This is a genomic window from Flavobacterium notoginsengisoli (assembly GCF_014207905.1).
Lineage (GTDB): Bacteria > Bacteroidota > Bacteroidia > Flavobacteriales > Flavobacteriaceae > Flavobacterium > Flavobacterium notoginsengisoli_A.
The window spans coordinates 87,551-113,832 of the sequence record NZ_JACHLB010000011.1; the positions used below are offsets into that span (position 1 = coordinate 87,551).

16 protein-coding genes are annotated in these 26,282 nt (G+C 38.6%); 7 read left to right on the forward strand and 9 right to left on the reverse strand.

The genetic code is table 11. From position 1 onward, the window contains the following. Window positions 1-2 precede the first annotated feature (2 nt). From HNP35_RS22890 to HNP35_RS22905, 4 genes are all read right to left on the reverse strand, one after another. The gene (locus tag HNP35_RS22890) at window positions 3-1,064 is read right to left on the reverse strand and encodes a DUF932 domain-containing protein (protein WP_184167899.1); all 1,062 of its coding nucleotides are present in this window, start codon (window positions 1,062-1,064) and stop codon (window positions 3-5) included. Between the two features lie 32 nt (window positions 1,065-1,096). Further along, window positions 1,097-1,513: a single-stranded DNA-binding protein gene (locus HNP35_RS22895; RefSeq protein ID WP_184167901.1), complete on the reverse strand. Its 417-nt coding sequence runs from the start codon at window positions 1,511-1,513 to the stop codon at window positions 1,097-1,099. 415 nt (window positions 1,514-1,928) lie between these two features. Further along, complete coding sequence (locus HNP35_RS22900) at window positions 1,929-3,245, reverse strand: PcfJ domain-containing protein (protein ID WP_184167903.1); 1,317 nt, start codon at window positions 3,243-3,245, stop codon at window positions 1,929-1,931. Beyond that, window positions 3,242-3,766 (reverse strand): PcfK-like family protein, encoded by a 525-nt coding sequence (locus tag HNP35_RS22905; protein ID WP_184167905.1) that lies wholly within the window; start codon window positions 3,764-3,766, stop codon window positions 3,242-3,244. The genes HNP35_RS22900 and HNP35_RS22905 overlap by 4 nt, the downstream gene beginning before the upstream one ends. A gap of 668 nt (window positions 3,767-4,434) precedes the next feature. Here HNP35_RS22905 and HNP35_RS22910 point away from each other — a divergent pair. From HNP35_RS22910 to HNP35_RS22940, 7 genes are all read left to right on the forward strand, one after another. After that, entirely contained in the window at window positions 4,435-5,415 is a 981-nt protein-coding gene (locus HNP35_RS22910) for a hypothetical protein (RefSeq protein WP_184167907.1), read from the forward strand. 556 nt (window positions 5,416-5,971) lie between these two features. Beyond that, window positions 5,972-6,367 carry a hypothetical protein gene (locus tag HNP35_RS22915; protein WP_184167909.1) on the forward strand — a complete coding sequence of 132 codons (396 nt, stop codon included), beginning with the start codon at window positions 5,972-5,974 and terminating at the stop codon, window positions 6,365-6,367. Between the two features lie 8 nt (window positions 6,368-6,375). Next, window positions 6,376-7,059 carry a hypothetical protein gene (locus tag HNP35_RS22920; protein ID WP_184167911.1) on the forward strand — a complete coding sequence of 228 codons (684 nt, stop codon included), beginning with the start codon at window positions 6,376-6,378 and terminating at the stop codon, window positions 7,057-7,059. 75 nt (window positions 7,060-7,134) lie between these two features. Beyond that, window positions 7,135-10,077, forward strand: a complete 2,943-nt coding sequence (locus tag HNP35_RS22925) for a type I restriction enzyme HsdR N-terminal domain-containing protein (RefSeq protein ID WP_184167913.1) — start codon at window positions 7,135-7,137, stop codon at window positions 10,075-10,077. A gap of 523 nt (window positions 10,078-10,600) precedes the next feature. Beyond that, a complete protein-coding gene (locus HNP35_RS22930; RefSeq protein WP_184167915.1) occupies window positions 10,601-13,435 on the forward strand; it encodes a hypothetical protein in 2,835 nt (944 codons plus the stop codon). Next, the gene (locus tag HNP35_RS22935) at window positions 13,436-14,458 is read left to right on the forward strand and encodes a hypothetical protein (RefSeq protein WP_184167917.1); all 1,023 of its coding nucleotides are present in this window, start codon (window positions 13,436-13,438) and stop codon (window positions 14,456-14,458) included. A 58-nt stretch (window positions 14,459-14,516) separates the two neighbouring features. Then, a complete protein-coding gene (locus HNP35_RS22940; RefSeq protein ID WP_184167919.1) occupies window positions 14,517-16,550 on the forward strand; it encodes a hypothetical protein in 2,034 nt (677 codons plus the stop codon). 498 nt (window positions 16,551-17,048) lie between these two features. Here HNP35_RS22940 and HNP35_RS22945 read toward each other — a convergent pair whose 3' ends face one another. The 5 genes from HNP35_RS22945 to HNP35_RS22965 all read right to left on the reverse strand — a co-directional run bounded on the left by HNP35_RS22945 (window position 17,049) and on the right by HNP35_RS22965 (window position 25,375). Beyond that, window positions 17,049-18,041 carry a hypothetical protein gene (locus tag HNP35_RS22945; RefSeq protein WP_184167921.1) on the reverse strand — a complete coding sequence of 331 codons (993 nt, stop codon included), beginning with the start codon at window positions 18,039-18,041 and terminating at the stop codon, window positions 17,049-17,051. Window positions 18,042-18,107: 66 nt separating this feature from the next. Continuing rightward, a complete protein-coding gene (gene avs2 / locus HNP35_RS22950; RefSeq protein WP_184167923.1) occupies window positions 18,108-22,610 on the reverse strand; it encodes an AVAST type 2 anti-phage system protein Avs2 in 4,503 nt (1,500 codons plus the stop codon). Window positions 22,611-23,164: 554 nt separating this feature from the next. Continuing rightward, complete coding sequence (locus HNP35_RS22955; protein WP_246453663.1) at window positions 23,165-23,410, reverse strand: hypothetical protein; 246 nt, start codon at window positions 23,408-23,410, stop codon at window positions 23,165-23,167. Window positions 23,411-23,991: 581 nt separating this feature from the next. After that, a complete protein-coding gene (locus tag HNP35_RS22960) occupies window positions 23,992-24,669 on the reverse strand; it encodes a hypothetical protein (protein WP_184167926.1) in 678 nt (225 codons plus the stop codon). 4 nt (window positions 24,670-24,673) lie between these two features. Beyond that, window positions 24,674-25,375, reverse strand: a complete 702-nt coding sequence (locus HNP35_RS22965) for a hypothetical protein (RefSeq protein WP_184167928.1) — start codon at window positions 25,373-25,375, stop codon at window positions 24,674-24,676. Window positions 25,376-26,282 lie beyond the last annotated feature (907 nt).

Genomic DNA, 26,282 nt, shown 5'->3' on the forward strand with positions numbered 1-26,282 from the left:
ATTCAATTCTGCGCTGCATACGAACCGATTCCCTTAACGGCAAAATCAAGACACAGGTCAAAAGCTTTCTGCGAGCGCAGCTGTGCCGTACCACCCATCAGAATAGATGAGAGTTTTGCCTCGTCATTCTTGTACTTTCTCACATTCTGAAAATAGCCCGTAACGGCGTTATACGCCCCAAAAACTGTTCCTTTGGTAGTTTCGGTCTGCTGTGAGGGATGGCTCATGGCATACTCAAAGGCATTTTCCACCATATTGTTAAAGACGGCAGACAGCTCTGCGCTTTTTCCCTCCTGCAGTTTTTTGAGTACTTCCCTGCTCGGCGCCATAGCGTGCTGAATAAGCTTTTTAACTTCCCTATCTGAGATGCTGGTCTTAGACCAATAGTTAAAAACCTCCTCAAGGTTTGTCCCCAGCTGGTCGCTGATTCCCATTACTTTGTGCGCCTGCTCCAAACGGTCTTTGGCGTTGGAAGTGTGGCGGATGCGCACCGTATTGGTTTTGGACTGCATAGCGGCGTTAAGGGTATTGGCGCAAACTATACGGATTGGGGTAAAAGCAGCGGTAATGCTGCCGCTTCCATCATGAGAGGTGGTCAGAAAAAGATACTTTTCTATCAAATCGTCTTTCCCCACCCTGATATAATCGGGCAGTTTGGCGGTTATAAAAATGCGTTCGCCGCTGCCGAGCGCTCCTGCGGTTTCATATAAGATGCCGTCCCCTCCCACTATGCTGTCAAAGAACGAAAATGCATCCCTGTTCTGCACTATATGGTAGTCTTTCCCCACCACCCCTAAAACCGTATCGGTATCGGTTCGAACGGTGCTGCAATAGTTTGGAATCTCCAATTTTCCCGATAAGATCACGTCTTCGGTGACGATGGGAGAAGAAGGCGTAAACAGCCTTCTTTTCTCCACCTCAAAATCAAGTCCTGCGTGTCTTATCGCTTCTGCGCTTGTCAGATAGTCTTCCACTATCTGCCCCAGATTGTGCCACGGCTTTTCCTTTACGCTGAAAAAGCTGTGTCTGCCTGTCTGCTCATTGAAATGAATCTGATGTGCCATGATTTCCAGTTTTTAAATTCACATATAAGGCTTCAAAACGGCAGGTCGTCGGGAGTGTTCTCATTGGCGCTGCCTGCCGCTTTTCTGCTCTTGGCATTTTTCGCGCTGCCTTTTTCCACATTTTGGTCATCATCAATTCTTTTGACAAAAACCAGGATGCTTAATGAATTGACGTGGAAATCGATGCTTCCCACGGGATTCCCCTCATTGTTGATATACACATGCTGTCCGATTCTTCCCGACACCTGAACCACCGCTCCTTTCTTGATGTACTCTGCGGTTTTCACGCTCAGCCAATACGAGCAGTTGATATAAACCGTAACCTCTTTGTACTCGGCACTTCCTTTGGGTTTATAGCGGTCATTGACTGCAATGCTGAAATTAACCACCTCTTTTTCTCCTGCTTTGCGCACTACAGCATCCGCTGTAACTCTTCCTGTAATTTCCATAACTTTAAAATTTAATGGCATAAATGCCGATTACTGATAAATGATTGAACCGTTTCCCTTAAATCCGCTTCGCTTTAAAAACTGTTTTCAAAAGAAAAAACGGAAAAAAAGAAAGCACAGATCAAGCGGCAGATAAAGGATGCGGAGTGCTATAAGTCCCGAAGGGCGGTTGAAGTGAAACGGAGTCCGTTATGCGCATGCAGCAGACGGCTGCCGCTATCTTGGCTGCCCTTTTTAGCCGTTTCGAATGAAAACAGAGCCTTACACAACCGGCTTAAAAATTCAGGTACTTAGGATTGTCTGCCAACTCTAAATTTATAAAGCACCGAGCCGTTCAAAAACTTACCCGAACAGCCTCATAGACGTCCCCGCCTTTGAGTGTCTGCTCGCCGGGACGGCACAAAAAAGCCGAAACCTAAGTTTCGGCTAAAGCTGTTTTTTTCGTATTGAGGCGAGTTTTAATCTGATGCAAGTTCTGATTGAGAAGCTTCAGAATCTTTTTGTGATGCGGGGAATGCTCATTTTTATTTCCTCTGCACTGCACCACTTCCAATGAAGGAAGCGCCACCTCGATGGTTTCCACAGGCATGTCCTGATATTTGGCAGACAGGATAAGGGAATTTTTCTTTTTATAATATTCATTTTCAAATACGCAGTGCCGCAGCGCATCCCCCTCGTTTAAAAAATCACGGACGCTCTCCATGACGTTTATCCTTAAATTTTCCTTTGCAAACTCCAAGCCGAAAAAAGGCTTCTTGTGCTCTTCATAGACAAGCTGCGACTGCTCTATTTCGGCGCGCAGTTCTGCGATTCGTTTTCTCCTCTGTATTTTTCGCTTCCTGTCAACCAGCCTGTCGTGTTCCTGCTCCAGATTTTCAGGGCAGACCAGATCGGTAATGGTCAAATCTTTCTTAAACCATCGAAGCAGGCTGATATAGTCCTCCCAAATCGTAAAATCGGCTATCTTATAACCGTATTTCATGCAGGTTCTGACTGCCTGCCAGTTCTCTCTGACATGCTGCGAATGTGCCGTCAGATAATGTTTGAGCATATCGGTCTGTCCTGCTTTTAGCAGCGTTTCGGCATGCGGGTCTTTTAGGATTGCGGCAAAAAGAATCTGCGGAGCAATGCCGTAAAACGAGCCTTTAAATCCGTTTCTCTTTAAAAGCGGCAGCGCCTTTGAAGTCGGACAGACCTTATAGGGATTGATGCGGTATTTCTGTCCGCTTTGAAAACTAGCAGGACGGATTTCAAGGGCGGTGTAGTATTTCCACGAATCATAATGGTTTGAAAAGACATTGGTGCTGAGCGAGAGCGTGCGCACCTCGCCCCCGCCGCTAATCCAATGCTGCATCACTTCCTTATGGTAAAACGTCGGCAGGCAGTTCTTTTTCATGTCCTTGTGCGAACAGATGATGCGCACAACCTGATACCCTGCGCAGACATGCAGCGCTGCCCAGTATTCTATTTCCTTGAAATGCACCTGATTGTACTGCTGCATTCTGAGTTTCCCTCTGCATGCGGTGCAGTTCATATACTTTTGGCAGGCTGCCTTTTGCGCATCAGGCTTCCATGAGTGCGCACATTCAAGGCAGTGGAATTTCCCTCTTGAGAGCACGCCCCATTTGAGAAAGATATTCTTCTCTGCCCAAAGCTGCATTTTTTCCGTAATAAGCGGCAGTGTTCCGCTTAAGTCTGTCAGCTCCTTTTCGATGATGGTTTTCGGTATCATAGGTCAAAGAGCGTTAGGGTGTCAGACTTAGACTTTTTAGCTGCGGCAACTTTTTTTGAAAAAGCTGCTTCTGCCGCAACTTTATTTACCGACGCTCCAGAATCTACATGTGCATCGGCTGTATTCTGCACATCCAAATTATTTTGGCTTTCAGCTGTACTTTGGTCAGTAGTGCGGTTTTCAGAAACTTCGGCATCATTATCGGCATCAGCAGGCTGCGGCACTTCCGCAGGACAGCTGAACAAATCATTTGCAGCAGGCTTTATCACTTCCACTCTGCATTTTATGGGAGCAGGCACTCCAATTGTATCATCTGTGTAATATTTGACCGCCATGTCAAATATTTCCTGATTATCAAAACCGCAGCATCCCGTCTTTTTGACCTCGCCGAAAATGTAATTGAAACAGCTCTCCAAGCTTTTGGCAGCTTTGCCGTAATGCTGCGCAAAAACGGCATCAACCTTCGCGGCTTCATTGAGATAGTTCTCAATGGCGGTATTAAATTTGTCAGCCCCTTTCATAACTCATTGCTTTAAGATTAATCATATGCTTGTTCTTATCTTAAAATCCGCCTGTCCAAAAAATTGTTTTCAAAAGAAAAAACGGAAAAAAAGAAAGCACAGATAAAGCGCCGGTAAAGGATGCGGAGTGCTATAAGTCCCGAAGGGCGGATGGAATGCAATGGAGTCAGTTATGCGCATGCAGCAGACAGCCAGCGCTATCTTGGCTGCCCTTTTTAGCCGTTTCAATTGAAAACCAAAACGTCTGCATATCTCTGAAAGGATTATCTTTAAAGAGAAATAGGTATTAATGTTTATCATCTCAAAAATCGATTGATAGCCAGAGGGCGGATAACAGCGCGTTATGTGAGTCAACGCAGAGAATTATCATGACCAGAACTTTGATTAGAACAACAGACCAGAAGAGTTAAATATCAGGGGAGAAACGAAGATCTGAAGAAATGCGGCGACGCTTCAGTTTAGGGACGCAAAAAAATGTGAAGAAATATACAGCTGGCAGTTTCCAGCTTTTAATTTCATGCAAGTGAATAATAAATTTAAAATTTCCACAGAATAAATGGCATATTCTGTGGAAATTTTAGTTACTTAAACCTAAATTTCTAAACCTCCTGATTGAGGCAAGATCTGCTTTTTTTAAATAAAAAATTACACAACCTGAAGAATACGCAATGAACGACTATTTTGAAAAAAACTGCAACACATCTAACTGGCTGGAAAGCTCCTATTTCCATAATAAGCTTAAAAATCTGAAAGGCTCTGTCAAACTGATCAAGCAGGACGCTTATGGGTATAATGGTGAAACACAATTATTCGAAATGGAAAACGGCAGCGATAATTTCTCTTTTGAGTTTAACAGGGAAAAAGAGATCATCAGAGAACTGGGAGGACAGGGAGTAATTGAAACAACCTATAAAGACTTTAAAAAACACAAAAAACTATCCGAAACAAACACTTACACCAACACGGTTGAATTGTTTGAGTATGATGAAGAAACAGATCTGGCCAATAGATACATCAAAATAAAGGACGGCGTAAGGACCGAGCAGGAGCTGAAAATCAGCATTCATAAAGACGGCTCAATAATCCATTCAAATCTGGATTTTGAAGTGCACTATAATACTGACGGCAACATAGTGCATGAAAAAAGCAGGAACAGTGGATTAGAATTTGTTTATGACTATTCCGGTTACGGTAAAAAAGGATATTATACCAGGACACAGCGTATAGGGGATCAAATCGGTTTTGTTCAAAAATACGGTAACAGCAGCAGATGCTTAATTGAGCTGATACTGTACAGAGATAATGTATTATCCAGCAGAACCATGCTGTTTTTTGATGAAAATGGTAATCTTATCCAGAATATGCGCTTCTTTGATGATGGGTCGTACGATAATCATTATTATTTCTATAATGACAGAAATCTATTGATTGAGGATAAAATTTCGCTCCCTAACGGCTATTACGGCACCGATCATTTATTTGAGTATGATCAGCATGACAATCTCATAAAGACAACCAATACGTCATATCAGTACAAATATGACCAGCAGGGGAACTGGATAGAAAGAATTGAAACCTATAGAAATGATATATATGGGAAAATAACTAGGGAGTTTACTTATTTTCCCTCAGGGCTTCATGTAGTTTAGCATCTGCAGTTTTAGGTAAAAAATTAAAGCCGAATATTTATGCGAGATATTGAGAAGTGCGTGCCATAAAATTTCAAAATATAACTAAATTTGCAATATGCATCTCCTTCAGGAATAACAAATTAGTTCCAAGCAGTTTCAATAAATAGAGAAATCAATTGATTCTTTTACTACAATTTTAAAGAACTAAAATAAGAATTAATAAAAAGTTTCAGACCAGCATCAAAGCGGGCTTAAAAAGGGTATTTATACCTAATTCGAACTAAAATTATGTCTATATCTTAACGCAAATTTTGAATTTGAGCCCGTTCTTATAATACCTATTGGCTATCAGCCAAATAAATTAATAATTGAGAAAATTTTTAGCAAGGCAATCGAGATAAACGATAATCCTTTTATATATTGAATTAGATTTTTGATAATCAGAAATTGAATGCAAAAAAAGTACCTCATAGAGTATATCCCAAATAAAAAAGACAAAATAAATATTAGCCGTTAGCATCCAAAATTTCAAATTGCAACCTAGTATAAATTTAAAAATTAAGACTATCAAAATATGACACCCGACGAAGCCCAAGAACTGAGAATATTTTTAACAAACCAGCTTATTGAGCACGGTTTTTCCTCTATTGCAGAGCAAGCCAACAGGAGACTGCTGGAAAGATTGGAGTACGACCCCAAAGGATTGCAGGTTGCGAATGATCCTAATCCGGAACAGCAGCTAATAGATTTTCTTAGCGAGACCATTGAGGTATTTCGAAACAACTCCAATGAAAACTATAGTGAAATGCTCGCCAAAATTAATAAAAATCTAGATGGCGAGAAAATTGAAGGCATTTTGGTAGAACTTCCAGGAGAATCGGAAGAGTATGACCTGACCGGCCTTCCCAATTACCGGGAGATATACGAAAGCCTCGGCATGATTCGCGAAAATTTACTAAATGACAGATAACAGCAAAGATGACAACAGCGCAAATCGACCAAATTAAAGACGACATTTCAGCCGTGCTCCGAAAGCATGCTAAAGTTTCCCTTTCGCGTTCCAAAGGCCTATTAAATATTTCGGACCTGACTGGAAAACTGTACGAGGCATCTGTTTTGGCAGAAGTAATTGAAAAACTGGTAACCGTTGAAAATTTAACGGTAAGACTTGCAGGAAGCGGCAAATATCTGAAACTTAAACAGAAAGGAGGTCCTATCAGCCGTGACTATCCCTATTTCCAAATTTCACAGGGAGGCCAGCCATTCGCAGAGCTCTTTATGGATATCTATTTTACCACTTTGAGCAGCTCGCGAAGATCAGGTGCACCGGGCAGCCGCCGCGGTGACTTTCATGAGCTGGACCTTGCCCTCTTAGTTCCTGATGTCAAGTCCAGGCCAGAACCTGAAGAAATTCTGATTGCCATTGAATGCAAAAACACTACACTGCAAAAAAGTACCATCAGGGAACTGCTGGGTTTCAGAAGAGAGCTTTCCATGCTGAGCGGGGCTGAAGATACCGGGTTTACCAATTGGCCTGCAGACACAATCCCTGCCGATCCGCCATCAATTCATATGCTGTATACCACCCATGGTTCAATTCTGTCCCATTATCGGGAAAACTGCGAGGTATTTGGAATTAAACTGGTTCATCATAGCATGTAGTTGATGAAACCCAATAAAAACTACTAAATATCTGTTTTTCTACACCGCAGCAATTTAACCACATTTAGAATACCAATGAGCGAATTTGACATTACCGGCAGAATTTTACTGCCTTATCTTAGAGATTTAGGAATCGATCCCTCGGAAATTACCTTTGAAGATTCTTTTTCCATACGCCTGGGAAGAAACAAGCATGCAACGGGCAGATCTGATATGCTCATCAAAAGGCATGGCAGGAATCTTTTTGTCATTGAGGTAAAAGCAGATTCCAAACAGCTTACGGATGCGGATAGGGATCAGGGAATTTCCTATGCGAGGCTATTGGATGAAATAGCGCCCTTTACCATAGTTTCCAACGGAATCTCGACTAAAATATATGATTCCATTACCAAAGAAGAGCTGTCGGGCAATATTTCAGAAAAATCGGCCTACTGCAGAAATGGATACTTGTTGTCATCAGACGAGGATTTAAAGCTCAGATATGAAGCTCTAAAAAACTTCATTGCCATGTCTTCTGAAAACCTGAGGCTCTTCTGCGAAATGCAGGTTAATGACCGAATGGGAATGATCATCGGTGATTCCGACAGCCGCTATGCCAAATTCATAAAAAAACTATACATTCAGCGAAAGGACCTGGCAGAGACATTCAAAGTCTTTACAAATTCCACTGATTCGGTCTTTGGACTTGTTGGCGTCGCTGGGGCAGGCAAAACTAACACAATGTGTGCCCTGGCACTGCAAAAACTGGGGGACTCCTTTGTTTTCTTCTATAATTGTGCGATAATTACTTCTCCCGTGGAATGTATTGCACAGGATCTTAACATCGCTTTTTCCAACAGGACAGAAAAAGATATTGCTCTCAAAAAACTTGACGAACTGGGTCGTTATGCGGGCAAGAACGTTCTAATTTTTATCGATGCCGTTGACGAGAGCACCAATCCAAACATCGCGCAGGAATTAAGCGAAATAGCTCTAATTGCAAAAGATGCAGATAAAATAAAGGTCATTGTCAGCTGCAAATCCAACGTTTGGAGCACGGTTCTGAAAATAAAGAATAAGCCCACACAACTCTATAAGGAAGTGAACAGCTTCCACAATTATAACGGCAGTTTAGAAAACCCGGGCTATCACTTAACGGAATTCACTGACGAAGAATTAACTGCCATTCTTCCCCTTTATCAGAGGGAATTCGGTTTTAAAGGTGACATTTCAAATGAACTTCTTCCTGAATTAAGGAATGGATTCTTTTTAAAGATATTCTGCGAAGTCTACACTGGAAAACAGATTCCTCAAAAGATCAGTGACAGGGAACTTATCGCAAAATACCTGAAACAGACCCTTGAAGAAACCGATATCAGATATGAGGCCGGAACAAGAACACTTGCCGCCATTGGAAATCTGTTGATGGATCATACCTATACTCATACCGAAATCCATAATGATGACGGCATAGATGTGAACTATATCGTTGAAAGATTAAACTACGCCCTGGACCAGGAAATACCGGAAGATTTGTTCACCCGAAATATCCTGATCAGATCCAACAATGAGGATTCCTACAATGTATCATTCTACTACTCTAAAATCCGCGATTACATCATCTGCTTCCAAATTCATAAATTGGATAAAAAAAGTGATGACGAGTTTAATGATCTCCTCACCTATTTCTATAAAAACCACATTGGCAAAAGCGCTATTGACTTTTATGTTGACAATGCCTGCCAAACCCATAAAAGTACGCTGGCTAAATTTAAGAAAGACAAATGCCTTTCTTACCTTGCCGCATATAATTCTTATCTGGATGAAAACTTTTCGACCTTCAAAGAGAAGTTCACCCCCTACACATCAGGAGAAATCGGTATTATTCTGCCGGAAGACCTAGTTAAGGGCGATGGTTATGCTTTTTTTCCTGTTTCGGAACAAAGTAGTGACAAAGTGGTTTATCTCGATCTCCGAAATCCTTTTGATGGCCCCTATGATAGCAATCCATTTTTTGAAACCGGGGCCACATCCTACAATATGAGCAACATCCTCTTACTGGTCAAAAACCAGGAAACAATGGTGAAGCAGGTCATCTACAAACAGCTCAGGGAAATAGTCGGCAAAGAGTCCATTGCTACCTTAAGCCCGGAAACACTGCTATTGGAAAAGCTATCCGCTATAGTGTACTACCATCATAAAAGATTAAACTATGACTATAAAATTAATGATTTTTACATGCCACGATATCAGCAGATATACCCTATTGATCTTTTAGATCTGAAAGAAAGGATTAAAATGTTTAAAATCAGAGAGCACCATAAATACCAAAATATTACAAAACAGCAGCTAGAAGAGATTATTGAACGTACCATAACAGAAAATCTGCCAATTCCCGCTTATAGAACAAAGGGAAATGTTCCACCAATTGAGGGACTGACAAAGATAGTGGATATGCTGATCGAAAAAGGATACGGTCAGATTGACAGCCATTATCTTCCAGAGCCTGATCTTTCCATACAGGAAACTAAAGAAATATATCAACAGAAAAGACTGGAGAATTCGAGAACAAAACGGACAATACAGTTCAGTGAAAGTCAGGCAAAGAAATATACTAAAAGCTTTTTCAGGCATCTGGAATCGTGCTATAAAGAATTTGTAGAATACAACTTTCCAACTTTAAAAGAATCTTTTGAATTCTACAATAGTATGCCACACGAATACATTGTTTACCTTCACGATGCTGATATCCTTAAGTGGGGCAATATTGGATACCGCCGATCGCAGACAGATGAGTTCGGATTGTATTACAAAGGTTTTGAGGAAACAGAAAATGCATTTACCCAACATGGAATTATATGCCTCAGACATTTTTCAATGGAACGGCTCCTGAAGATCGAAGAGTCCTACCGATATAATGTTCAGGTATTCGAAGGAATCAGCGCTTCAGAACTTGAGGAAAATTGCGTTCTGAGAGGCTGGATTTATAAAATGCTGGAAAGTGACATTGATCACATAATAAAAATGCACGAGAATTAAACATAAAAACAATAAAAATCTATTACTGAATGCGTGGCACTTTTTATTACGGCTGCTCCATTGGAAAATGCAAACACTATCGCATTATGATCAGCAATCAGAGCTGCCAATCAGATTTGTTTTTTTTTACAAAACAAAAATAACATGATCTAAGAAATCGGTTTTATCAAAAACATTATTATCCGAATTACGGTCAAATAGCTGTAAGGTTATTTTCGAGGGATTGCTTTGTGTCCTTCTGCAAGCCAAAAAAAGTTATTTTTACATGAGATTCTAGATATCGGAAAGGAGAAGGCAATTCGACTTTGAACAAAATGCCACGTTGATTAGTGATGTTGCCAGAGATCGCAGTTAAAGCGCGTCTGTTGTCATGTCTTACGACAGTAAAAGAAAAGGCGGACAATTGCGATTAACCGGATTTAATAAGAAAGTAGATTGCAGAAAATAAAAGCCGATAAGATGAACGATAAATAGATTATCTCTTATTAAATAACAAAATCTAAACATTGTTTAAACATCCAATATGAGATTTCCCGACAATTACACCACCGATAGAAGGATCAAATCATTGAGTTCGCGCCTGGAAACTGTTGCTAAGGATTCCCATAGTAGAACCTTTTACGTAAATTCAGCCATCAAATCAGAAAATTTAAAGTACAATCTAACCGGCGTACTCTCCAAGATTATCTTAAAGTTGCAGTTGACAAACGGTACAAAGAAAGATTTTATGCAAACCATAGAGCTTTACAACTCCTTACATAAAACAAAAATCAAGTACGGCGATTTTACAGCTATAAATTGGATTACGGAATCAGATCAGGAAACGGTCATACCTGAACGGTTAAGAAATTTTTTATTTAGAATTGGTCATGACAGAGAGAATGGAAAAACCGTTACAATACCTGTAGAGTCGAAGGGACTAATCGAAATTCTGCAATTGTATTACAACCGATTCTATTTAAATAGAAGGCTGCTGATTTCAAGTAAAGATCTTGCCGGAATTGTCAGAAAGGGCCATCCCTCAGTTAAGACCGCATTTCTTTTAGAAAAAGGCATCGTAGAAAAGACTAAAGATTCCAAAAGCTACCAATGGATGGATTCGAACCAATACGTCCAGCATTTGGGCTCCGAAATTGCCGCTATATTGTGGGATGAGTTTGGAGGTGAAACTTCCGACTACGAGTCTTTCAGGCAGTATTATTCTTTGATCCGCGCCGCTGGCCTCTGGCCGGTAGACCTGAAGAATTATCTAACGCAAAGGAGCTGTGCTTCCTTAATAAATCTTTCCATAAAATTTTTATATAATCAGCAGGATCTGAAGCAGTCTGCCTCTGAATTCAGCAAAATATGGATGAATGCAGCTGATTATATGGACAGGGGCTCTTCCCTTGAAATTCCTGTAATTGCCTTTGACTATTCCGATGCCTACTCATTCATTAAAAGTATCAAAAGTGCCGAATTTCTCTTTCCGGACATATTTTACTTTCAAAGCACTCGAAACCATTTCCTGTTGCTGCTCCATATCATCATAGAAAATACCCCCGAACATCCGAATCCACATGAGAACGTTTTAAAACTGATTCAGAATTTAGAACTCCCGATTGTGGCATGGAATAGTATTGAACGTATTCCAACTTATTACCCACAGCTAATACCATTCCTGCTCACCGACACGGATCTTGCTCCGCTGGCTTTCCAGCTTATAGATAAAATCAAGATAAACGAGAATTTTTCGCCTGACGATTCCAATGAACGGAACCACGCGCAAAATCGTGAAGAGATCAATGGATACTGGATGGAAATGTTTACGGTTTTTCTTGAAAAATCAGAATCGATAAGCGCTGAAAAAGAAAAAATAGGAACTGCCCTAGCTAGAATCCTAGGTGATCTGGCCATGAGCGTTTTTACCAGTGGCGGGCGGACGGCCAATAACAGGACTGATCATATGTTGTACAGAAAAAGACTTGAAAACGTGATCAAGAAATTAAGCACATTAAGACTTTCGAATTCCCATTCCTACGGCGCTGCTTTGAATCCAAGAATTATTTTTTCTTATCTGCCCGTCATGGCAGAATATATCAGCGATCAGATTTTGCTTTCTGAGGGACCAGATAACGGTTACCTGCGAATGAACTCTGCTTGGACTAGCTTGGGAATTGAAATGCTGAAACTTATAAACCTTCGAAGTTCGGAGGCAGAGATAACCAAGGCCCAAAGAATGGCACTTCAAGATAGCGGCAGCATGCTGACAGGGGCCATTAAAGATTATCTTGTCCACTATTATACCGTGCAGGAAATTAACATAGCGATCTACGATGAAGGTAAGACTAAAGTGACCGTTTCACGAACTGAACGCGAGTTTGGATTTGAAATAATCGATTGGGGTTACCTTACATTATGTCTGGAGAAAGAGACATTGCTTGAGAACCTGGACAGTAAAATTATTGGCTCGCTAAATTTTTTAAAAAAGGGCGACAAATATGACAGGCAGAACAAGGATCAGTCTATCAAGCTCAAACTATATATCAAGTTATTGCTGCTTGCATATCTGGAGATAAATGAAAATGAAAATAAAAATGAATATGATATTCAAGGTCTGCCGGTATACTCAGTTAAGGAGAAGCTCGAAAAATGGATTATAGCCTATGCGCTTTGCTATTCTGTAGAAGATATGCTTAATGGCAGAACTGATATCTTCAACGAGCTTTACAGCAGTTTTGGTTATCTCCCGTACCATATCGATCTGGCTGACCTCTTATACAGATGTATTGCCTATTTCACAATTGATAGGCAGGAAAAATTTGTCAAAGATTATGTCGGGCAGAACAGCGATATCTCCCGCCTTCTTGCGGCAATCAATATATTTGAGAAAAAAAATCTGCAGGAAATCGTCTCTGATCGAATAAGTAAAATAGATGTTGGTAAGTATATAGCCTCAAAATTTATGATAACAGATCTCGAATATGCTTTGAGGGAAGCCATAATCTCTGAGAATCATTGGGAGCTGGCAGAAGAGCTGCTCTTAAAAGTCCAAAGTCATTATAAAGGGCTTAAAGGAAAATATGAGAATTCAGAAGACTTCCTGTTCGAGATAAATCTTCTTCTTGCTTATAGACAAAAGCAATATGACAAACTAAAAAATCTGGAAATTCCAGAAAAAAAATACAGAATACAAGGTGAAAACAAAAAAAGCAGGAACCTAAAGAACTATTATATTGCGTTATTTGAGATCAATAACCGCAAGAACTATGACAAAGCAATTGAAATATTTCAAGAGCTGCAGTCGGATGACCCCAAAAACATACGGTATGCTTTTCAGTTATATCGCGCACAAACCCTTAAAGCAATTGATTCATAGATGGATTTACAACTACTTCGCCAAGCCGCTGAGACCTGGAACAACACTATAGCTGCTCTTAATAATCAAGAGAAAGAAGGACTTAATGAATTAGACCAGCACATCCATATGATTGATCTGCATCATCTTGATTTTAAAAGTGATGCCATTAAAATTGCCAGCATAATCAGCCAGCTTTCCAAAAACAATCTGTATAATCAGGAGATTATTGCTCTTATCTACAATTTTTATATTGATGGCGGGCATCATGAAAAAGCGTACGATTATATTAAAAATGCCGAAAAGCATCTTAATGGCTTAACGGAAAAAATAGAGCCAAAAATCGAGATGCTTATCAATGATGCATTCTCTACAAAACTTGAAAGCAGTCTGCAGGGCAGCTTTTCACAGATCCTTACGCTATCCCCTGAATCATTAGTAAGGATTGTTCCAACACAATTGAATGACAAAAGGGTTTTGGACGAATTCATACTCAACGAATTCGTCCAGACAGTAAAAATCATTAAAGAGAAAATTGACGGTTTGAGTCAGATTACCTTTGAAGATAAGTACAATGATCTGCTTCTGGCAATTCTAAGACTTAGGCTGCCGATATGGGGTTGGGAAATTTCCGATCAGGCCAGAATTGGGAAATCCCCCACTAAAAAGGGTGCGGGAGAGTCTGACCTTATCATCAGGGCGGGAGGAAATATCATTGCTCTGGTGGAAGCTCTGGTGCTGGGCAAAAGAAACCGGACCTCGACACAGAAGCATATAAAGAAAACTACAACCTATGCAGACTTTGTCGAGAGATATTACATGATTATTTATTACACCGGCACGGCTGTCGGTTTCGATAAAACTTGGGAATCTTACAAGGATGATGCCTCACTGACTTCCTTTACCAAAGATTTCGAATTTGATGCTGCAAGGGGATATGTTGACCTCACGGCGAAATTTCCCAATACAAAAAGTATGCGGATAGCAAAATCTTTCCATGGCGATAGGGAATTTTTTCATCTGTTCATTGATCTGAGTCGCTAATTTTTAATAGCCAATATTATTTTAACTGAAAGGAAAGCAGGAATTTAAAAAAAATAAAATGATTCCAAAACCAATAGACAGCAGCCTGAAAATCAAAGTCAATACTATCCTAAAGTCGGCAAAAAGAAGAGCCGACAAGGCATTTGCTGATAATATTTTATCCCGTACCAAGGTTCTCGATGATTTCGAAAGTCTTAAATTAATTGACCGAGAATACAAAGCTTTAAAGAAGGAGATTAAGAAATCAGATTATCCGTTCTATATTCACAACAGCAGCACGCCTGAATGGGTGCTTTCCCAATATGCAAGCCGGACTTATCTGTTGGATGTTGATGAAAGCAGGGAACTGGAAAAAGCGATATATCTTGGAAAATACAGAAGCAATCTCCTCAAGAGCATAATGAAGATAGTAAAACGCGTACCTCCCTATTCATATGAGAAGTTCATGAATGGTGAAGTCTGCAGATTTTTCCTGTTTTTCGGTGAATATCAGAATTTAGCTGAAGGGGATTATTACAGGATAATAAAATGGCAGACTGAAAATATTATCAGAATTATTAGCTATGAATGCGCAATGCTGATAAAAAAAATTCAGAACTACTGTCAGATTAAAGAAAATCCTATCTCGTTTATTGAATCGGAAAACTTGCTTATTGACCAACTTTTGGCCTACAAGGGATCTGATGGAGGTGAGATCAAAAATATGCTCTCAAAAATGTACATTTTTGATGATTTTGACCTAAATAATTACAAGGATTATTTGCTGCATGAAAATCATAGAACATACCAAAATCAAGAGTTCCACTGGCATAAAGCAGATTACCACATAATCAAACCGATGGCAGACTATCTGGAGCTGGAACCTGTAACTGTCTTCACCAGTGAAATTTTAATTTTTCAGACAATTGACAAAATAGCGGTATGGTTTAAGGAAATTCTTGAAGGGGCTGATATTCAAAAAGAATATGTTTTGCCTGATTATCCAAAGGAATTAGATAGGATTGAAAATGAAGCGAAAGAGGAAATCGAAAGGGTATCAGATCTTATGTGCGATTATATTAATGACGAAACCAACAGTGAAAAAGATATAAAATCCTATATGATCAATTTATATGACAACAATCGCTCCAAGTTAAATGCGATCAAGGACAAAAGAGTGCTGGAGCTCATATCCAATGACAAAAAACATGTGCTCATAGATTTTTTCACCACCAACTCTTTTTTCAGCAATAATCCGGAGAAAGTTGAATCCAATCTTAAAGAGCTTATCATCGTACATGAGCTGTCTTGGGACATTTTGGTGGCGTATAATGATATGTTCGGCACTAAAAACATTTACGACATAAGGGATTACGGAGTTTCGGAAATTACCATGCTGCTCAATAAAATGGTTCTGAATAAAAAACTTTATAAAACAGGAAAAAAAGCCATGGATGATTTTTTCCTTCATTTTCAAAAGTACAGCTTGCCATTTGATTATCATATCAAGAATATTCAGGAAGTGCTGTCCGAGGTTTTTACCACCGCCATGAAAAACCTGCAAGCTATTTTGGACGATGCGCAGCCCACAAACAAGGTGATCTTTCTACAAAGCAGGATCAAGGAAATAAAACAGCGGGAGCTTCAATTGAGACATCTAGAAACGGAATATAATTATGAACCCACCAGAAATAAATACTCGGACCTGCTCAAGGAATTTTTAACAATTGAAGCCGATTTTATAAAAGAAACCATCGCCATTTCACATACTCTCCCAACGCGTAAGGAACCATTGCAATTGGAAATGAAGGCAACCTTTGAAAACATGATAAGCAAAGAGAATCAGATTTTCATAAGCAGGATGCTGGAGGATTTAAGCATCACGCAGGATGGAAGTGCAATAATTGGCGAAAGAAGGAAAGGCGCCATTCGAGGCATCGTGGAAGCACTTAAAGAGAAGAGGATTTTACCGGATAAAAGTCTCGAGCTGCTCTGTAAAATTATAGGAGATAAAATAGGCTTAAAAATAAATTCGAAACTAGACTTTACAAATACTTCGGAAAGATATAAAAAAGAGGCCGGTCAGTATATTGCTGAGAACCATCAAAACTAGAATAAATTTTATAAGGTCTTATCCCTCCGGCTGCGTAATAAATCATACATAGCTGAATATTTGCATGATTAACAGGTAAATATTTTAAATTATGATTATGGTTACTATCAAAATAAAAAATTATTTCAATTTAAGACTGCTGCTTAGAAAAAGCAAAATAAGCTTAAAGCTGCAAGTCGGGAAGCTAAAGTTTCAGTGCTGCTTCAAAAGACCTGTCTTTGCTAAACGGTCTGCTAGGCACTGGATGCAGGTAAGAAATATGCTGCTGCTAATTAGACTTTTAGTGAAGTTATGGTTTTACAGCAAATTATTTTGAAACTAAGCAAAACTGCCAGTAAAAGAGTTTAAAAAAAACAATCCATTCATATAGCTTGGATCTGGTCAATTTTGAAAGAAAATAGTCGAATAAATAAAGTCCGCTTCACTTATTTACAATGACGGAAAAATATCTTAGCTACGCTGAAAAAAGTTTCACTACTTTCAATCTGCTGGCTTCTATTAACTGGTATGCAATTTTACTTTTTCCAGTAAATAATCAAGTGTCAATGGTTCAGTATAGTTAATTTCTATTAAAACGATTCCTAGCTGTAAACAAATATTTCTTTTTTTCTCGTCCCGTTTTTGTAAGTTTTCAAATGCCTTGCTCCCGCCCCAAGCCTTAATGGGATGAAAATGCTGCTGACCTTGATATTCAAATGCCAATTTTCTTTGAGGCAGATAAATGTCCAGTTCTAAGTTTTCAAGCCAATCCGGACGGATATTTCGTTCGATAGCATCAAGGGGAAAAGCATTAGTAACTAACCGAAACAGAATCGTCTCACTAATCCAGCCTTCGCCGATTTTCCTGAATCCAAACTCTGTCCTTGCTGCATTTTCAGGTAATCTAGCTAATTCCCTGGCATATCTGGCTGCTAATAATCTTTCTTCTTCACTCTCAAAAGCCGTACTTTCCATCATCAATTTCCTTGTCAGCTTCAATTTTTCAATTACTTCTGAAGGACAAATGTCGGGAAGAAAGTTAAAATTATTAAAGCCAAGTTTTAAGGAGCTTAATTGAATGTACCAGCCATAATACTGCTTAAAGTTTCCGCCATACATTTCGTGGCACCATCGTAAAGAAGGTATTGTCATATTGCAGCGATGACAAAGTTTTGGTCGAAATTTAAAAACTGCGTCAATACGGTTTTTGGGTTTTATTTTTTTCAGATATGAGCTTGGAAAAGGTGGCTGCCAGGGTGTTTTGGTAATTTCTTTTTTATCTTCTGAAATAGATTCTGACAATTCGAAATAATTTATTACTGCCTGCTGAGAACACAAACAAAGAAATTGTTCACTGTTTTTTTGCTCGGAAAAAGAAATAAACGTTCCATAATGTTCGGGATAATGAACATAAGGAAATGGTAATTTTTCGACTTGTGTTGGTGATCTTAAAGCAACTTCTGGAAGCTGCGCATTATGATAAGCGATATTTCTTGTTGTTTTTTTTGCCATTTTTATCACCAATGGTTATTAGAATTTGGTTGTACAAAGTATATGCTGAAAATTCGATCACATTGCCTAAATCTTTCTGGTCCTCAAATTACCGGTAAAAACTAAATCTTCAAAATAATATGTCCCGCAAATTTCCAGTCTGCCGGGATATTCTCTTCTGAAAGAATGTCCGCCAATTACTTGTTTTTCTCCTAAAACGGTCCAGACAATCTTCAAATTATTTTCTTCAAGAAATTTTAAAAAAGAATCTTTTCGTACAAGCAGGTAGGACTTCGAATTATGGTGGACGTTTGCGGCAAAACATTCTAACTCGTTGCGGTTATTGACAAACTCTCCTTCTTTTTTGCTGTATTTTAAATCCATTCCATTATACAGAACGGTGCTTGGTTTTAAAAAACTGATTGTCTGATCCTTGGAGTGATCACCTTCTGCTTCCCATAAAAACGATACAGTTGTGACATTGACCTGCGCAACATAATTGCCCGAATTCTTGTCGTATACCTTCCTCCATTCCCCGCCCCCATAATACTCGCTCGTAAAATGACGCTGTGCCGGCGACCAATAGTACTCCCTGCTGAACATTTCATATCTGCTGCTGCTTTCCGGCATCCATCTCCCTTCAAAATCCTGTTGGACTGCCCAATTCTTAAATGCAGAATATTCTTCATCCTTAACAAGATAGCTCCTGACTTGATACCATAGCTCTTTATGCGGCTGTTCCCACTTTTCTTCTCCAATTTTTTTTTGTTCCGACCATGAAGGATAACCTTCCAAAATGAGCCACTGCTGATTTTTATCGTCTGTTATCTGGATTATATCTTCCATGGGGGGCAGAGCAGAGTCGTCATTTACCCAGGCTTGATTAGTGCCGCTCCAGTCAAACTTTTTTTTGCTGCCCCACCAGAATCCCTCCGACTCTTCATCATCATAAGTTCCGGTTTCACTAATCAGCATTGTCGGATCGATATCTCTATCGTAAGGATCCCAAGGTCCCTCATACGCTTTTTCCGTTTCATTCCCCAACCTTTCCGGCATTATAAAATTATCTGCCAGCAAAGCCATATATTCATAGTACGCTATCCATTGATATTTTTTTCCAATCCTGTCATGAGGTTTGGTTTGTCTTCCCCTTCCCGTGCCTATTTCTTTGTCGAAAGAAAGATGCAGCTCAGGATCCCATCCTAGCTCGATAGCCCTTGACAGTATTAATCTTTGTGAAATCCTTAAATCAAAATGTTCGCCGGTATTTATAATCTTTTGATTGTGATCTAAAAACGGCTCTATTTCCCGCTCATATTCTATAAGCAGTTCACCCGCCACTGATTTTTTAAAATCATTTCTAATTTCCTCTAATTCCTCTTCCGTTTTTCGTCCAACAGCAATTTTAAATTTAATCTCGCCGTCTCCTATCATAAAACCGTCTTCAGGATCTTTAGTTATTATGGGATTCAGTTTCTTCAATAACTTCAATTGTTTCGCACTTAACCTGCCTTTAAAATCTTTGAAAACCTGTCTTCTGTCAATTGCTATTTCCCCAAATTTACAGCCTGACCATTCAGACATATTACTATTGGTGCCGATTGTATATCTTGAAAAATCACCAAAGCCCATAACAGAGCTCCATATATGACGGTATTTTTCATTATCATATTTTTGCTCCAAATCTTCCAATGATGGAATATTTTCCGGCCATTTGCTATCATAAGGAGGACGGACTTTTGTTAATTCAAAACTTAGACCGATATCAAGATAATCGGCATATTCAATTATACCTCTAGCATAATCTCTTAATAAAATGTGCGGAATTACGCCTTTTGGATTATTAAATATGATATTGAACACATACTCACAGACTTCTTTAATTTTATTTTTATGGTTTGTTCTTACAACGCATCCGTAAGCAACGGCAAATAATCTCTCATAGACATATGGATCATTAACCTGCTCAAATAGTTTTAAAATTTGAAGCAGCACATCGAGTCTTTCTTCTAATAATGAAACCAAAGCTTTTGTAGAACAATCCCTCAGTTTTCTATTTGTTGAAGTATGAAACCATACTAAAGCAATGCAGGAAAGCAATAGGGATTCGTCAGAAATGTGTGATTTGTCCGTCGGATTCCAGGCCCAATCAATAAGTCTTTTTACCGAGGAGTCATCGGTATATCTATTTTTAAGAAACTGCGTCCATTCCGCATCGCGCTCAGCGAGTGAGAAATTCATTAAATGGTTATGGAGAAAGCGGGCATTGTAATAATGATCTGGGATACCTGTAGCTGCAAGAATTGTTTCCCAAAAAAGATCATGCGTGCCAATAAAGGAAAAAACGTGTTTATTTACATATTCTTCCGATTCTTTATTTATGGTGTCGAACTTTCTCCACAGTAAGCTTTCGACGAAGGATTCCACCACAGGATATTTATATTTAAGCTTTGGCAGAAGCGTATAAAACTCATATCCTTTTTTCTCAGGAACCTGAATCGAAAAAGCTTCAACCAGTCCTTTATTGCTGTAAATTTCACTTTCACTTCGCACAAAATTATAAAGTCTGCCTCCTTTTTGGAACTCCGCTGTCAAATCAGTGCTTTGTTCAAGTAAATATTGGACCGTCAGGTGGTCCTCAAATCTTTCATATGCTAAATACACCCCTTCTTCATAAGTATTGTCTTCTTTCCAAAAAAGGTTCTTAGAAAGTACTCCTTCGGTAATTAGTTCGTCTATAAAAGCTTTTTTATCTATAAAACTGGCAATTGAGTCATTCACAACCCTATGAGCCATTTCATATGGGATATAGTTGAATTGGTTGTCAACTTTGCATTTAATTAAAGCATAAATAGACTTCTGCACAAGATTTAAGCTGTCGGAGTACCCGACTCTCTTAGGCTTTGACAACACAAAATTTACGTTTTTTACAAAAAAATTAATAATAGACGAAATGCCCTGAAGGCCGTCCGGAATTCTGGTTAATCCAGCCTTGTTGATTCCGTCACAAAACAGCTTTAAAAAAAGTGGGTTCTGAAACTCAGGATGCAGTAAAGGCACATTGGGAAGCGCAATCTTGTAATTGTCAAAAAATAATCTGCTGGCTTCGTATTCGATGTTCCTAAATCCATAGTGAGGATGCTCTACAATGCCAAGACCAGAGATTTCTTCTTCAGGAAAGATTATTTTTTTATAGGAAGACCTTACAGTCAGTACTAGACCCAGCCAGCTGTATTTTTTTATTTCATCAATAAAACTTTTTATATACTCGCTCCAGAAGTAATTGCCTTTTCCTTCATTGACAGCATCAATAAAAATAATTATTCTCTTTCCCGACTCAGCAGCCCGGCCATTAAGCTTTTTTAGTAAATCTTCAGCTTTAGAATTAATTTGAAGCCTTTTAAAAATCTGCGTCCATGGGTCTTCTTCTGTGACGAAATGCTGTCCCAGAAGAAAGACACTTTCATGTCCATTCTGTATTCTTCTGGAAACTATGTCTGCAATCAGGTGAGACTTGCCGATTCCAGCCTCGCCATCGAGCAGTAGAAAAGGATTATTTGCCAGCTGGAATAAAGAACTTCGGAGCGAACTTTTGAAAGTCTTAAGCTCAGCCTCAAATTCCCTTATATTTCGTAATTCATAACCATATTCATGAAAGTAATTGTAATCATTCTTTTCTTTCTGTATTTTACGTTCTTCGGTTATGTAATAATTATAAATTTCCTGCACATCCTTATAAATTATATGGTGCAGCTGGTCGAACTCACTTATTGGAATTAAAGCGGTTCCTAAAAAATCTGTTTTATGGAACAATTTATCTATTCCATCTAAGGCAAGCTCTAAACTTTTTAGATTTCCATCCACTTCAGGCCGACCTTTCAATAGTTGTTTCCCCTTCAGCAGAAGTTTATCAAATTGTTTGGTTACGTTCTTCTTAAAGTCTTCTGTTCTTCCCAGTCCTTCGAAGATTTTTGATACATGAAGATTTACGTTTAAGTCCGGTGTATATCTTTTACCAAGATCAATTATAGATGATTGAGCTTGCTCATTGAACCATCTCTGGTCAGGTTCAAAGCTCATTTGAGAATATATAGCTTCAACCTTTGAACTTATCGTGTCAATTTTACGTTCTACTCTGCTGACAGCTTCACCCAGACTAAAAATTTTGGCTTTAAAATTTTCTTCTATAAATAGTTTTTTGAGCTGGTTGTCATTTTTAACTTTTTCAGTGAAAATTTCATAAAAAGAAATGATCTCGATTGTACTGGGAATGATAATGTTTGGATTAGTTTCAAATAAGCTTATAACCGCATTATAATCCGCGGGTGAATTCTTAAATAAGGTATATTTATTAAGCTCAGCAAACAAAATTTGGGAATGGTAAAATGGAATTTTATCCGAATTTTTATCAATTGATTTTCCGGACTCAAATTCGTTTATAGTTGCATAAATTATGGCAACTAATTTCGTTTGGTAGCTTTTTACGGGAAACAAAAACTTGCGTAACCTTCCGTAACCTTCGTCTGTAATGAACTGATCAACAAATTTGGCAGATACATATACTAATACAGTAATTGATAAGGGTTCCATTTATTTTTACACTTTTTTTTAATTATATAAATTCGGCATCTTAGAATTCCTAATTAGCTGCTAATTATGCATTCGCTTCAACGAAGTACATCTTATTTGTTAAATAAACAGGTCATCTGAAAAAAACCGCAACAATTGCCGGTCATAATAATAACAAAAATCTACAACATTTAAAAACAATCCGTAAAGAATAGAGAAATAAAAAACAATAATTAACTAACTAACTAACTAACTAACTAACTAACTAACTAACTAACTAACTAACTAACTAACTAACTAACTAACTAACTAACTAACTAACTAACTAACTATTACAGCTCGCCCACTTTTTACAAACCAACAAAAAAGCCCTCATTTCTGAGAGCTTCTATTCTTATTTTAATACTATCAAACTATAAAGAGCTGGCTTTTATCCTTACGATTCTGCCGTCCTTCATCACAACCAGATCACTGTTGTTTTTCTTTTTAAACTCAATTAATTTCTCAGAAACAGTTTTCATAGCCTCTATAATTTTCTTCTGAGTCGGTGTTGTTGTTGTTTTATATTCTCCCCATCATTTGGTGTTTTTGAGCTTATTGAACTTGGTTACATTACTAATTTCAGTTTCACTGCCTAATATTTTTTGTGCTATTAATTCGGCTTTAATGGCTATATTATCAAAAATCAACGCCTCATTAACAATAGGCAAATATATATCAAATAAATTATTGATTCCATTTTTATATCTGCGTTTGATAACATCTGTTTCAATATTGTGTCCGCCTTCCTGAACTCTTGTTTTAACTCTTTCAATAGCCATATCAATACTAAAGTGAATTACTGCTGAAAGAAAAAGAACTGATATTGAAAGACAGACAGATCAGCAGGCCGAAAATCTCAACCAATGATGCTGTACTGCTTGCAGAGCAGCAGTTTAAAAAATATCTGCCTAAAATCCTGGACTCCCATGATGCACGACTTGATCTGCAGGAATCCTATAAGAAAAGAAGGAATTAAACAATCTTCCTTTTTACATAAACGACTAACTCCAGCCAACATCCCCTTCACCGGCCAAATCAAAAAATAAAGCCAATCTAAAAAACTAGCTAACTAACTCTTATTTCGAACATCGCCGCCACGTCACCAGCATTTTGTCTGGCTTGACTCCATATTTTTCGATTCAAGATATTATAAAAATAAAAAAACAGCCTGAAAGCTGTTTTAATTTTGATGCGATATTGCTATAAACAGCTGATTTTCTGTAAAAGTCAAATGCAATAATTAACCGCCACATCTGATTCTTTACCGCATCAGTACACAATTATTTTTGCGGTAGTATGAGGCACAGTATCAAAAACACCATCATGCACCATCCCTGAGATTTGATTTGCTGCACGTGCATTATTCTCTCCTTATGTCGGCTATCTTCTTCAAAACCTCGTGTTCCTTAAGTTTTATGTATTCCCTTGTTACCACAATGACTCCTTGGTTATTCGGAAAGACGGCTTTCATTTTTACCAGGCTGGCCTTAAACTTATCTTCGATTCCAAAGAAAAACACCGGCTGCCGGCTGCTGGAAGCCTGCTGGTCCAAATACAGTTCGTACTTAATTTTACTGTCACTGCTGATAAAATCCACCCTGCTGATCTCTTTTCCTTTATATACGACCCTGCTTTCAACATAGGACTCATTCCTATACCAGCCGTAATAGAAATTCAAACCCAGAATTTTATTTTTGAGATCCTGCCACGGGATTTTTTTTGTTTCATTTCTCAAAGATGCTCCCAAATCCTTAAACTGGTCTTTTTTTAGGTCTATCAGATTATATGTGCCTACGGATTCCGTGAAGATCACCTTTTCATTATTGAATTGCGTCTGATCGGTCTGCATCAATTTCTCAATAGCCAGATCACCTGCCACGAAGATGCTGTCATCAGAAAATTTCATTGCAGGCTGCTTACCGAGAGGATCTGAACTGGAAGTAGTGATTACGTAAACCCCCGATTCATGATCGCTTCCAGCAGGCGTGCAGGCGGTGTGGAACAGAGAAAGAAAAAAAAATATAAACGTAAAGCTCATTTTCCTAAAAGTTGCTGTAGTACCCACCTGATTGAAGAATAGCTGTCATGTTAGCATATCTGCTGTTAGTAATCTGCCTGGTGATTCCTATTCCGCTCAAGAGCCCTGAAACAAAAAATTGTGCTCCATACAGACCCGGAATATTGTCATGGTCCAATTGGGTCCACGAAATAGAACCGTGAACGCCTACTATAAAACTAGATCCCTCCGTGATGCTTTGTATCCGCACCCTCTTATCGTACGGGCCAATGTATCTTTCTCCCAGATCAACGACAACAATGTTCTCACGCGCCTGAATGGTATAGACGTCTGCGATTTGACGCGCGATGGTCCATTGATACCTTAAATTGAACAAATTCTGGCCAAAAGTTAGCACATCTACACTTGCATAAGGATCTACTGAGCCCTGCCATGGCTCAACTGTCGCATTAAGGGGATCATCCGGAGCCAAATTAGAGACGGCAGCCATTTTTCCAGACGGCTTCGCTTTGCTGCTGGTTTGAGAAGAACTTAGAAGACTGCCTTTTTCTGGATGGTTATCCAAATAATGGACGATCGTCTCCCATTGATCTTTACTGAAATTGCTTTTATCTGGTGTCCTTAAGAGTTTCATGGCGTAATCGTCTGAAGCGGCAGACGGACTTTCCTTCTCATTTGAACAAGAGATCAGCAAACAAATTCCTAAAATTAAAGTCAGGTTTTTCATTGTATTTCTTTTAAAAAATTAATAACGTAAAACAAACACTTAAAAATTAAAAAAGCAAATAAATACTACAAATATATTTTTTTTAACACAAAATAACCTATATACAAAATTAATATACTTTAAATACGGTTATCTCGCTGAGGCGTCACGACCCCTTGAACCAATCGGCAGACTACAGCCAGCTGTTTTGAGCTTCCCTCGCATATAGCGTTCCTTCTGCAAATGCTTACCGGGCCGCATTACTGCATTTAACACTTAGGATATTTTAATGTCTGCGCAGGCAAGGCTAAAAATGTATTCATCCTGCATCTAAAGCTGCAGCTTCGATACGCTGCACAATCTATAAGTAAGAGTGCAGAATACGGAAAATGGGTGGAACTTTTTTTGTTAAAAAACGTTCTCGTCCGCAGAAACAAAACACAACAACCTGAATAACAAAAGATTAAACTATTTTTTATTTTCAAATTTTCATTTTAGTCGCAAAATTCATAATGTATCGAGGTACTGCACTATCAATACCAGCAAAATTCATCAACAAAAAACAAATCATTTCCTGAATTATTTCTTCTAAAAATTCAGCACCTGAACAGGCACTGCTGAGACTGTATTTTTAACTGGATTCATCATCCCGACAGATCCTCTGACAAAGCGACACGAACCGCCGGCCAAAATAAAAATAAAAATAATCTTCAAAGAATAAATCAAATAGAAGAATACAAAAAAGCACAATCAAAACTAACTAACTAACTAACTAACTAACTAACTAACTAACTAACTAACTAACTAACTAACTAACTAACTAACTAACTAACTAACTAACTAACTAACTAACTAACTAACTAACTAACTAACTAACTAACTAACTAACTAACTAACTAACTAACTAACTAACTAACTAACTAACTAA